The following is an 11656-nucleotide window of genomic DNA, read 5'->3' on the forward strand; positions in this document are numbered from 1 at the left end:
GGTCAGTTGAACTTCTCTGCCCGCTTGATGAGCTTGTCCAGGCCCGGCTCGTTCGGGTCGAACGGGGTGCCCGGGTGGATCGCGAACGAGGCGCACTTCTCCGCCGCGCGGACGATGTCCTTGAACGACGCCCCCTTCGGATCCTTCACAACGACCTGCTTGTTGTCGTCGTACTCAAAAACGCCGGGGGCGATGTCGATGCAGTCATCGCACGCGGTGCACTCGTTGCTCTCCACCCACACCGGATCGTGGGCTGCGGTGGGCGCGGCATCGGCAGCGCCCCCGTCATCGGCCCCCTGACCCTGCGCGCCCGCGGAGGACACCGCCGACTCGGGGGCGGCGAGCGCGCCGGCCAGCTGGCCGGAATCCTCGCCGCTGGCCATGGAGACCAGGGCCGCGCTGATCCGTTGCGCCATCTCCTGACGCGTCCGGGCAGCCACGGCCTGCTCATCGACCTCTTCACGATCCAGTCCGAGCAGACCCTTGAGCTGATGCCAGAAGTCACGTCGCTCCTCGGTCGAGCGGACCAGCTCCTCGGAGACGATGACCCGGACCAGTCGGTTCTGCTTGTCCACGGCCCAGATGTAGGGGAACAGGCCCTCGCGATCCTCTTCGTCGAGCTCCAGCAGCTCCACCAGCGGGATCATGTCGTCGTTCCACTTCTCCGGCGGCACCTGCTTGAAGTGCTTGCGGAAGCGACCCTCGGTCAGCGCGAAGTCGGCAAAGGTCATGGGTAGTTCCATGCTCTGCTCCGCGCCCTCCTCGTCGAGGTAGTTGAGGGTGTACGTCGGCCAGTCCTGCTCGACCTCAGGGTTACCCTCGAGATCACTGCACTCGCGGAACGTGGTGCCGCGATCCGGGTTGTAGCGGAACAGCGGGTAGGCCCGGCCGTCCACTGCCATACGCGACTGCATGAAGGCCACATCGTCCCCCACTCCGTGCTCCGGCGGGCAGACGGCGTAGACGTTGAACACCGCTGGACGCCGGGTGTTGAGACCCTCGATGAAGCTCTCCAGCAGGTGCGTGACGTTGGCGATGGTCCCCTGCGCGACATAACTGGTGCGGTGGGCCATGCCGATGAGGCTGATCTCCTTGCGGATCTCGTTCTTGCCCTTCCAGGCCTTGCCGTAGGGCGCCATGTCCGAGACCTGGCTGATGAACCCAGAGGTGCAGGCCTGGCCACCGGTGTTGGAGTAGACCTGGGTATCGAGCACCAGCACCTTCACCGGCTTCCCGGACATCATGGCCCGCGACAGGTTTTGGAAGCCGATGTCGTACATGGCGCCGTCGCCGCCCAGGCTGACCACCGGCGGGCACAGGGCGTACTCCTCGTCGGTGAAGTTCTCCCAGTTGAACTGGGCGAAGAACGCGTCGTGCTCGGCCGGATCGTACTTGCCGGCGAGTTCGAGTTCGGCCATGCGGATGGCCTTGAAGCCATCGGCCATCTTCGACATGTGCCCCTCGAAGATGCCCACTGCCATCGACGGGCTGTCCTGGAACAGGTGGCTGGTCCACGGGAACGGATAGGGGTTGTAGGGATACGTGCTCCCCCAGACCGAGGTGCAGCCTGTGGCGTTGATCACGCCCATGTGGGTACGGCCGCGGCCGGTCGGCCCCTCGGTGTAGCGCCAGCGCAGATCCTTGAGCCGGGCCAGCACGTCGGTAGCCCACTTCAGCCAGTCGGGATCCACAGTCTGGCTGCCCCGCCCCTCATCCAGCGTGCCGGACAAGCGCGAGAGCGTCAGGTCACGGTCCGAGTGTGCCTGGATGGCCTCGTGGACCGCGTGGACGTCGGAGATATCCATGCCTTCGGCCAGCTTGAGGCGGATGTGCTGCTCCAGCCGGGCGATCAGGTCGTCAATCTTCTTGACGTGCTCCTTGACCCGGGGCTGCATCAGCGCCGAGACCGTGGAGGTAAACAGGTGCACCGCGGTCTTCTCGCCGCAGCCCAGGCATGCGCCGTCGCCGGCGTTCAACGACTCGTAGTTGGTCTTATCGAGCAGCAGCGTCTCCAGGGCGCCGATGCCCTCATCCAGGTCGTCGATGCGGATGTAATCCTTGCTGGTGCTCGGCAGATCAAGCCAGAAGTCCCAATTGCGCCGCATTCGGTCGACGTCGTCCTGGGTCTGTGTCACCGCCTCGAGGGCACCCTCGTCACAGATGCGGACGCACTCCATGCACCCCTTGCAGGTATACGGATTGACCGCCAGGGAGAACAGACCGCCACTGCCGGGGCTGCGCTTCTCCTGCGCGGAGAAGAACGGCTTGGTGACGGCGAACTGGAAGTCGCCGATCTGCTCGCGCAGCGATGCCAGCTCCCGCTCCAGACGCTCCTTATCGCCGCCATCGAGCGTGCTATCGGCCAGCAGGCGCTGGATGGAGTCGTCGAGTTCAGCGTGGAAGTCGGCCTCCTCGCCGGCCTCGAGCAGCGCACTGCGCAGCCGCTTCTCAAGATCGCGCACGGCGCGCCGCAGATGGCGTGTCGGCTGGGTCTTCTCGATACGACGCACGCCGGTGTCGAAGATCTCGCCGATGCTGTTGACCAGCCCGGGCAGTGCGGTGTCCGGACAGACCGCGTAGCAGTCCCCGCAGGCCGTGCACTTGGCCGGATCCCAGGCGGGGTACTCGAAGCGTACCTGGGTCATGTCCCGGTAGATCGCCGTGGACGCCGGGATCAGCGACTGCGCCATGAAGGGATCGGCCAGGTTGTCACTGCCCTGCCCGGCGACATAGAAGCTGCCGGTCTGCTCCCAGAAACGGTGGATATCCGAACGCGCATCCTCGGACTTGGGCAGACGCTTGAGCATCACCGGCATCTCCGGCATGGCCCGCTGCTCGCCCGAAGCCGGCGCCACGGCACCGCTGAGGGTCTTGTCGGTGATCTCCACCAGTTCATCGAAGCCGCGGCGGACCACCCGCAGGTTGTCCTCCACCACGCGGCGCCCCTTGCTGCCGAACTTCTGCTCGAGCTGCTCCTCGATAGCGCGGAAAAGTGAGTCACGTGTCAGGCCGCGGCGCTGCATAAGCGGCGACGACGCGAAAAACGCGCCCTGGAAGGCAATGCCCTGCATGCGGAACTGCAGATCGGCATCCGAGGCCTCGTCCCGGGCAATCTTGAACGCATCGAGATAGTAGACGTGGATATCGTTCTCGACGATGTAGCGCTGGGCCTCCGCCGGGAAGCTCTCCCAGACGGCTGCCGGCGAGTCCAGGTTCGACTGGATAACGAACGTCCCGCCCTTGGCCAGGCCGGCCAGCGGGTTGGAGTGATCGAAGACGTTCGGGTCCGGCGACAGGACAACCTCGACCTCCTTGAGCTCGCTGCTGACCCGGATTGGCTCCGGCGCAGCAGCCAGGTAATAGGTGGTCGGCTGCCCCTTCTTCTCGGAGCCGTACTTCGGGTTCGCCTTGATGTGGAAGTCGAGCAGGTCGAAGAGCGTCATGGCCAGGTTCTTGCCCGTGGTCATGGCGCCCCAACCGCCAACCGAGTGCAGCCGCGCGGTGATCGCCTCATCGGGCATCAGGCTCGGGTTCTCGGAACCGCGCAGTGCCATCTTCTCGATACCCGGGTAGGCCTCCTGCACCTTCTGCTGATGCACCTCCTGGGTGGGCGTCGCCGGGTTGGGCCGGATGAAGTCCACCGACAGGTAAAAGAACGTCTGCTGCGGCCCGTCGCCGAGCATGTTCTCCACGGCGGCGATCAGCCCCTCGGGCTGCAGGTCGCGCGAGCCCAAGCCGTAGGCACCGGAATAGATCCGCGGCATGTCCCCGCCGCCGAAGGACGGATAATCCGGGTACGGTTTGCCTTCCCCGGCGATGCGGTTCTCCAGGCACTTGGTCAGTGCCGCCCGGGTTTCGCGGGCCAGGGGCAGATCCTCGGCCAACGGCTGATCCGTGCGCTCGAGCACGGCGACGCCCTTGCGCCCCTTGAGCAGCTGGGCCAGGTCGGCGCCAGGGAAGGGACGGAACATGGTCAGATTGACCACGCCCACCGGGATGCCGCGCGTATCCCGCAGGTAATCGGCCACCGCCTCGGCAGTGGCCACCATGCTGCCCTGACCGACAATGACGTACTCGGCGTCGTCCATCCGGTAACCGGAGACCCGGTTGTAGCGCCGGCCGGTCAGCTGGGAGAACTCCTCCATGCAGGCGTCGGCGATCTCGGGCAGGTGGGCGTAGAAGTACGGCCGCTGGGCAGCCACCTGCTGCATGTAGGCGTCCTGGTTCTGCACCGAACCGGAGAGCATCGGGTTGTCGACATCCCAAATGGCGGGGATACGGCGGCGCTGCTCGCCATAGAGCATCCGCTGCGCCGGGGTCGGACAGTCGATGATATCGTCGGCACTGCCCAGGTACTCCTGGATCAGCTCCCGCTCGGGGATGCGCAGCGACTCGATCAGGTGAGTGGTCAGGAAGCCGTCCTGACCGACGATACCCGGGTTGAGCGCCAGCTCGGCGATCTTGTGGGAGATGATGTTCAGGTCCGCCGCCTCCTGGGCGTTCTTGGCGAAGACCTGGAAGAAGCCGGTGTCGTCGACGCAGTGGTAGTCGTCGTGGCCGGCATGGACGTTGAGCGCGCCCTTGGTGATGGCGCGGCAGCCCATGTTGAGGATGTACGGCAGTCGCTTGCCGGCAGCGGCATAGAGCGATTCGTGCATGAACGCCACGCCCTGCGCCGACGAGAAATTAATCGCCCGCAGGCCGGTCATCGACAGCCCGGCGGTCATCGCCGCAGCGGCGTGCTCGGACTCCGGCTCGATGAAGATCAGCGAGCGACCGGAGACATTGATATGACCCTTGGAGACCTCCTCGGCCCACATCTCACCCATGTCCGTGGACGGAGTGATCGGGTAGGCGCCGGCGGCGTCCGAGGATTCGCGCTCGCACTGGATGACGGCACTGTTGCCGTCCATCGCCCCGCGAATCCCCTGATACTTCATCAGGTCCTGCGACGTAGTGCGCTTGAAAAGCATATCGCCTCCCCTAGCTTGCCCGGTCCGTCCGGACCGGTGCTCATTTCGAAATCTGTGTACCTGTAACCGCCAGACGCCACACCGCGGCGCCGGCCCGCGCGCATGCCGGCCGGCCAGCCATGCGGGCTGTAGCGCTGTGCCTCAGACGCGAGGCAGGGGTTCCATGCGCGGTAGAGGTTCTTTGCGGGTGATCTTCCGTGCGCCCGCACCCCGTCGGGGCTCACCGTCTTCCAACCAGACAATGGCGCCCGTTGGACAACGTTCGATCGCCACTGGTGAGGCCAGGTCGTTCTTGCTGTAGTCGATCACCGCCAGGTTATTTTCCATGCGGATCAGACCTTCCGGCGCGTCGGCTGCACAGCGCCCGCAGGCAGTGCAGACGACCTCACAGTGGGATTCGGCCTCGTCCTGCGGATCCTGGTTGCGGCAATTGATCCACAGGCGGTGGCTTTCGGGTTGCAGGCTGAAGAGGTCTTTTGGACAGATTTCGACGCAATCACCGCAGCCGGTGCATTTTTCGGCATCCACGATCGGCAGGCCATACCGGTTGAGCTCAATGGCGTCGAAACCGCACTCGTCCTCGCAGTCACCAAGGCCGAGACAGCCCCAGACACAGCCCTTGCCACCGCCGGCGACCAGCGCCGCCGCTCGACAGGACTTGAGCCCCTCGTAGCGCGCCCGGGTAGCCGCCACGTGGGTGCCGCCAGCGCAGGCCAGTCGGGCGATTAGCCGCTCCTGGTCGCCTACGCTGACACCGAGCAGGTCAGCGATCTGCTGATTCAACTCGGGGGAGTTGACTGTACACCGGGAAGGCTGGGTGTCGCCGTTGATCAGGGCTTCGGCAAACGGGCGACAGCCCGCGACCCCGCAGGCCCCGCAGTTCGCCCGAGGCAGCAGGTCCTCGATCTCGTCGATTCGCGGATCCTCGTAGACGTAGAGCCGCCGATTGGCCACGGCGAGCATCGCGGCCAGGAGGATACCCAGGCTCGCCATCACGCCGCCCGCCAGGGCGATCTGTGTCATTGCCGAAGTCACTCGCTGCGTCCCTTCCCGATGGTGTTAACGGTATTGTGCAGTGAACAATAGCGAGTGGAAATTACCCTCATAGAGGTCGACAGGTCAAATCCCGATGGGTTTTCCGGTGCCCGCGACCACCCGCTCGCGCGCGCGCGCTCCCATCATGTTGATCCCCCACCCCTTGCTCTCTATGCTCTACCGGCCTGAAATCGCAGTCCGGACAACGAGTCAGTCCCCAGGAGCAGTGCATGCCCGATCAATTCCTCACAGGCAATGAAGCCGTCGCCCAAGCCGCACTCGACGGCGCCGTGTCCCTGGGTACCGGCTATCCGGGAACCCCCTCGACCGAGATCCTCGAGCGCCTCGACCACCTCGGAGGGCGTGCCCAGTGGGCTCCCAACGAGAAGGTGGCCCTTGAGGTCGGCCTCGGCGTGGCCTACGGCAACGCCCGGGCCCTAGTGACTATGAAGCACGTCGGCCTCAACGTGGCCGCTGACGCGTTGTTCTCCGCTACCTACACCGGTGTAGCCGAGGGCCTGGTCATCGCCGTCGCCGACGACCCGGGAATGCACTCCAGCCAGAACGAGCAGGACACCCGCCGCTATGCCGAAGCCTCCGGGGCACCGATGCTCGAGCCCGGCGACAGCCAGGAGGCGTACGACTATACGCTCAAGGCCCTGGAACTCTCCGCTCGTTTCCAGTTGCCGGTGATCCTGCGTTTGACCACACGGATCTGCCACTCCAAGGGGCGGGTCCGCACCCGCACCGAACGGGCGCAGGTGCCCGCGCCGCGGTACGAGCGGGACATCCCCGGTCGGGTCATGATCCCTGGCTACGCGCGTCCGGCCCACGTCCGGCTGCGCGAACGCCTGGCCAACCTTGCGCGCTCCGAGGTGTCGGCGGAGCTGCTCGTCGAGGAGGGCGAGGATACGAGCCTGGGGATCATCGCCGACGGCGTGGCTGCAGCCCATGCCCGGGAGGCCGCCCCCGGAGCTCGCCTGCTCAAGCCGGGGCTGACCCACCCGCTACCCATCGAGGCCATGCGCGCCTTCGCCGCCAAGGTGGACCGTTGCGTAGTGATCGAAGAGGGGGATCCGTACCTCTACACCGCCGCTCGGGCAGCGGACATCCCGGTGGAGGGCAAGCCGGAGCGCTTCCGTTTCGGTGAGCTCAACGCCGACCGGGTCCGCCGCATCCTCGCCGGCGACGAGAGCCCGGAGCCCGAACCGGAGGAACCGGGCAAGCCGCCGCGGCTCTGTGCCGACTGCTCCCATAGACAGGTGTTCCAGACCCTGTCCCGGCACGAGTGCATCGTTGCCGGAGACATCGGCTGCTACACCCTCGGCGTCATGCCTCCCTTCGAGGCGATGGACACCTGCGTATGCATGGGCGCGAGCGTCGGCGTCGGGCTCGGCCTGCGCCATGCCCTCCCCGCCGACCAGGCACGACGGGTGGTGAGCGTCATCGGCGACAGCACCTTCGTGCATACCGGCCTCCCCGGGCTGGCCGAGATGGCCTATAACCCGCCGGCCACCGGCCACGTGCTGCTCATACTCGACAACGACACCACAGCCATGACCGGGCTCCAGGAGCACCCGGGCACAGGCCGACAGATCGACCACCACCCGGCCACCAGCAAGCTCAACTACGAGGCCGTCGCCCTGGCGATGGGCATCACCCGGGTGCACACGGTGGATCCGGTCGAGGCTCAGGACGAGTTCGAGCGACTGCTCACCGACGCCTTGGCCAGCGACGAGCTCACCCTGATCGTGGCCAGGCGCCCCTGCCCGCTGGCCAGCCGGCGCCTGGCCGCACTTCAGGCCGAGCAGGAGTCGTCGTCATGACTGACGAGCACGGCGTAACCAACATCGTCATTGCCGGACTCGGCGGCCAGGGGATCGTCACGGGCTCGGACATCCTGGCCGAGGCCGCCTTCAGCGCCGGCCACGACGTAAAGAAGAGCGAGATCCACGGCATGAGTCAACGAGGCGGGTCGGTCAGCAGCGACATCCGCTTCGGGCCCCGGGTCCACAGCCCGATGGTGCCGCACGCCGAGGCCGACTTCCTGATCATCTCGGAATCGTCCCAGGTCCTGCCCAACCGCCATCGGCTGGCCCCTCACGGGCGCCTGATCACGCCGGACGCCGTCCCGCAGCTCTTCCAGGACGAGGCATCGCAGCACGCCGCCCGCATGGTCAATGTCGCACTGCTCGGCGTGCTCAGTGCCCACCTCGACATCGACGAGACGCACTGGATCGACGCCATCCGCGGTCAGCTGCCCGATAAGCTCCACGAGATGAACCTGCGCGTATTCCGCCAGGCGCGGGGCATCGAGGCCCTGTTCGGCACTCTAACCAGCCATTCACGCCCCCGACCCACTCTGTGACGAGGGAGACCATGCACGACCGAGCCGCACCGACTCCGGATCAGCCGACCTTCAACCCGCGCAGCGCCCCCGATTACCTCCCGGAGCAGCAGCTGCGCGAGCTCCAGCTCACTCGTCTCCAGGGCATGGTCACGCGGGCCTACGAGCGCGTACCACTGTTCCGCGAGCGTTGCGAGCAGCGGGGGGTGCAACCCTCCGACCTGCGTCAGCTGGCCGACATCCAGCATCTGCCGTTCACCGTCAAGAACGACCTGCGCGATACCTACCCCTTCGGCCTGTTTGCCAGCCCGCGTGAGGAGATCGTCCGCCTGCACGCCTCCAGCGGAACCACTGGCAAGCCGATCGTGGTGGCGTACACCCGGGACGATCTGGACGTCTGGTCCGAGGTCATGAGCCGGACCTTCGCCGCTTGTGGCGTCCATGCCGGCGACATGGTGCAGAACGCCTTCGGTTACGGGCTGTTCACCGGGGGGCTTGGCGCGCACTACGGCGCCGAGGAACTGGGGGCCACGGTCATCCCCATCTCCGGGGGCAACACCGAGCGGCAGATGATGGTGATGCGCGATTTCGGGGTCACCGCGCTGTGCGCCACCCCCAGCTATTTCCTTCATCTGCTGGAACGCGCCCGCGAGGCAGACATCGATTGGCCGAACCTGCCCCTGCGTGTGGGGATCTTCGGCGCCGAGCCGTGGACCGAGGCAATGCGCCAGCGCATCGAGCAGGAGAGCGGTATTCTTGCCTACGACATCTACGGCCTTTCCGAGATCATCGGCCCCGGCGTGGGCAGCGAGTGCTGCGCTCAGGACGGCCTGCACATCTTCGAGGATCACTTCTACCCGGAGATCATCGACCCCGAGTCCGGCACCCCGCTGCCCGACGGCGAGGAAGGCGAGCTGGTGCTCACCACCCTGAGCAAGCAGGCCATGCCGATGATCCGTTACCGGACCCGGGACCTGACCACCATCATCCCCGAGCCGTGCAGCTGCGGCCGGACCATAAGGCGCATCCAGCGCATCGGCCGGCGCAGCGACGATATGTTCATCATCCGCGGTATCAATGTCTTTCCGGCCCAAGTCGAGACCGCGCTGCTGCAGGTTGAAGGGACCCTGCCCCACTACCAGATCACCCTGAGCCGCCAGGGGAGCCTCGACCAGATGGAGGTCGCCGTGGAGGTCACCGAGGCGGTGCTGAGTGATACCGTCGGGGGGATGGAGGCGCTGCAAAGGCAGATCGCCGACGCCCTCGAGCACATCATCGGGCTGCGCGTCGGTGTCCGCCTCGCCGAGCCTCAGAGTCTCCCACGCAGCGAGGGCAAGGCGAAGCGGGTTTTCGATAACCGCGAGGGGTGACCATGAAATTCAAGCAGTTATCACTCTTCCTTGAGAACCAACCTGCACACCTCAAGCAACCGTGCCGAATCCTCGCGGAGGCAGGCATCAACATCCGCACCCTCTCCCTGGCCGACGCGGACCAGTTCGGCATCCTGCGCCTGATCGTCGCCGACTGGGAGCGCGCCAAGCGCGTGCTTGAGGAGGCCGGCTGCGCCGTTCGCGTCGATGAGGTGGTGGGGCTGGAAGTGGCCGATGAGTGCGGCGGTATGGCTTACGTCCTGGAGGTCCTCGAACAGGGCGGCCATAACGTGCTCTACACCTACGCCTTCACCTTTGGCGAACCGGGCCGGGCCGTACTATTCATGCGCTTTGAGGATCCGGACGCCGCGATTGCCACGCTGCAGGCCGGACAGATCCATGTCCTCGATCCGGTGCGCTGGCTCACCCGCGCGGACTGACCCGATCCCCGGGGAACGGCTCAGCCGCCGGTGGCGCTCATGAACCGCACCACCCGCGGCTGGCTGACTCCGGGTGCCGCGAACCCGTGCCGGGCCGGTTTGCGTGCCAGGGCGTCGCGAACCCCCGCGCGCAGACGCTCCCGAACGGTTACGGCATCGTCGCCGGCGCGCAGGATCCCGCGCAGATCGACGGCACCCTCGTCGCCCAGGCACGGCAAAAGCAGCCCCTCCACGGTCACCCGAACCCGATTGCAGGCCGGGCAGAAACATCCCGAGTGGGGCGAGATGAAGCCGACCCGGGTAGCGCTCCCGGACACCTGCAACTCCCGCGAGGGGCCGGCGGCCGGCCGCGGCTCGGCATCCTCCAGGTCGTAGCGCCGCTCGATCAGCGACCGCACCTCGGCCGAGCCCATGAAGGCCTCGCCCCGGACATGACGTTGGGCGTCGCCGAACGGCATCTCTTCGATGAAGCTGATGTCCATCCCCCGCGCCAGCGCAAAATCAACCAGCGATAGGATCTCGTCGTCGTTGCGGCCGCGCATCGCAACGGTGTTTAGGCGGATACGCTTGAAACCAGCCCCCCGTGCCGACTCGATGCCCTCGAGAACTTGGTCCAGCCGTCCGGTCCGGGTCAATTGCCGGAAGCGATCGGCGTCGAGCGTATCCAGACTGATATTCAGGCGCTGCACGCCGGCCGCCCGCAGCTCCCGCGCGTAGCGCGCCAGCTGCGTGGCATTGGTCGTCATCACCAGTTCCTCGAGCCCGTCGATGGCTCCGAGACGCCGCGCGAGCCCCAGCACCCCCCGCCGCAGCAGGGGCTCCCCTCCAGTGATTCGGACCTTCCGCACGCCCAGACCGACGACGGCCACCGCCACCTGCTCTAGCTCCTCTAGGGAGAGGATCTCGGAGCGCGGGACGAAACGCACCTCTCCACCCATGCAGTAGAGACAGCGCAGATCGCAGCGGTCGGTGACCGACAGGCGCAGATAGTCGATCCGGCGCCCGTGGGCATCGACCAGCGGCTGAGAATCGGACGACATGGCAGCCCTCACTGACCGGCGTCCACCCCCTTAGCGCAATCGGAAAACGGCGTACAGCGATGCCGCACCGAGGACCGTAAACCCGAAGAAGCTAGCAAACGGAAGCGGAACCCCGAACAGCGCGGCCGCTTCGGCACAGTCCGTGTTGCCGGTCACCAGCTCGACGAGGAACTCCCGCCAGGGCAGCATCTGCAGCATGACTTCCGGGCTCATCCCGCAATCGACCACCTCCGGATTCCACATGACATAGAGGTGGCGGCCAGCGGCGGCTAGACCCCCGGCGGTTACCGCAGCCAACGCTCCGCCCAGGCTCCACCGCCACCAGCCCCGGCGCGGCCAGAACACCACGCCGAGCAACGCCACGAGCATGAGGGCGGCCAGAATGCCGCGTTGCGTCCAGCACAGCGAGCACGGCTCCAGCCCCCCCCAATGCTCCGCCCCGGAAACAATC

General features: G+C 66.4%; 8 protein-coding genes. 4 read left to right on the forward strand and 4 right to left on the reverse strand.

Annotation, left to right across the window (positions count from 1 at the left end; translation table 11 throughout):
* Positions 1 to 2: 2 nt before the first annotated feature.
* Together CCR79_RS00625 and CCR79_RS00630 are read right to left on the reverse strand one after the other, a co-directional pair.
* Positions 3 to 4973 carry a 2-oxoacid:acceptor oxidoreductase family protein gene (locus tag CCR79_RS00625; protein ID WP_201167377.1) on the reverse strand — a complete coding sequence of 1657 codons (4971 nt, stop codon included), beginning with the start codon at positions 4971 to 4973 and terminating at the stop codon, positions 3 to 5.
* A 141-nt stretch (positions 4974 to 5114) separates the two neighbouring features.
* On the reverse strand, positions 5115 to 5996 hold the full coding sequence (locus tag CCR79_RS00630) for an RnfABCDGE type electron transport complex subunit B (protein ID WP_201167379.1): 882 nt from the start codon (positions 5994 to 5996) through the stop codon (positions 5115 to 5117).
* A gap of 242 nt (positions 5997 to 6238) precedes the next feature.
* On the opposite strand from CCR79_RS00630, the gene CCR79_RS00635 reads away from it, so the two are divergent.
* From CCR79_RS00635 to CCR79_RS00650, 4 genes are read left to right on the forward strand one after another with little or no spacing between them, the layout of a single operon-like run.
* A complete protein-coding gene (locus CCR79_RS00635; RefSeq protein ID WP_201167381.1) occupies positions 6239 to 7834 on the forward strand; it encodes a thiamine pyrophosphate-dependent enzyme in 1596 nt (531 codons plus the stop codon).
* A complete protein-coding gene (locus CCR79_RS00640) occupies positions 7831 to 8376 on the forward strand; it encodes an indolepyruvate oxidoreductase subunit beta (protein WP_201167382.1) in 546 nt (181 codons plus the stop codon). Before CCR79_RS00635 ends, CCR79_RS00640 begins: the two co-directional genes overlap by 4 nt.
* A gap of 11 nt (positions 8377 to 8387) precedes the next feature.
* A complete protein-coding gene (locus CCR79_RS00645) occupies positions 8388 to 9725 on the forward strand; it encodes a phenylacetate--CoA ligase family protein (protein WP_201167383.1) in 1338 nt (445 codons plus the stop codon).
* Between the two features lie 2 nt (positions 9726 to 9727).
* Positions 9728 to 10165 carry an amino acid-binding protein gene (locus tag CCR79_RS00650; RefSeq protein ID WP_201167384.1) on the forward strand — a complete coding sequence of 146 codons (438 nt, stop codon included), beginning with the start codon at positions 9728 to 9730 and terminating at the stop codon, positions 10163 to 10165.
* Positions 10166 to 10185: 20 nt separating this feature from the next.
* Here the strand turns inward: CCR79_RS00650 and moaA are convergent, their stop codons facing one another.
* Both moaA and CCR79_RS00660 read right to left on the reverse strand, forming a co-directional pair.
* On the reverse strand, positions 10186 to 11205 hold the full coding sequence (gene moaA, locus CCR79_RS00655; protein WP_201167385.1) for a GTP 3',8-cyclase MoaA: 1020 nt from the start codon (positions 11203 to 11205) through the stop codon (positions 10186 to 10188).
* 30 nt (positions 11206 to 11235) lie between these two features.
* Positions 11236 to 11656: disulfide bond formation protein B (locus CCR79_RS00660; protein ID WP_201167386.1), on the reverse strand; the 421-nt coding region annotated here is incomplete at its 5' end.

Source organism: Halorhodospira halophila (assembly GCF_016653405.1).
Taxonomy (GTDB): domain Bacteria; phylum Pseudomonadota; class Gammaproteobacteria; order Nitrococcales; family Halorhodospiraceae; genus Halorhodospira; species Halorhodospira halophila_A.

Coding starts and splice junctions, on each gene's coding strand:
- CCR79_RS00625 (WP_201167377.1), bottom strand. CDS start 4,973: ATGCTTTTCAAGCGCACTACGTCGCAGGACCTGATGAAGTATCAGGGG.
- CCR79_RS00630 (WP_201167379.1), bottom strand. CDS start 5,996: ATGACACAGATCGCCCTGGCGGGCGGCGTGATGGCGAGCCTGGGTATC.
- CCR79_RS00635 (WP_201167381.1), top strand. CDS start 6,239: ATGCCCGATCAATTCCTCACAGGCAATGAAGCCGTCGCCCAAGCCGCA.
- CCR79_RS00640 (WP_201167382.1), top strand. CDS start 7,831: ATGACTGACGAGCACGGCGTAACCAACATCGTCATTGCCGGACTCGGC.
- CCR79_RS00645 (WP_201167383.1), top strand. CDS start 8,388: ATGCACGACCGAGCCGCACCGACTCCGGATCAGCCGACCTTCAACCCG.
- CCR79_RS00650 (WP_201167384.1), top strand. CDS start 9,728: ATGAAATTCAAGCAGTTATCACTCTTCCTTGAGAACCAACCTGCACAC.
- moaA (WP_201167385.1), bottom strand. CDS start 11,205: ATGTCGTCCGATTCTCAGCCGCTGGTCGATGCCCACGGGCGCCGGATC.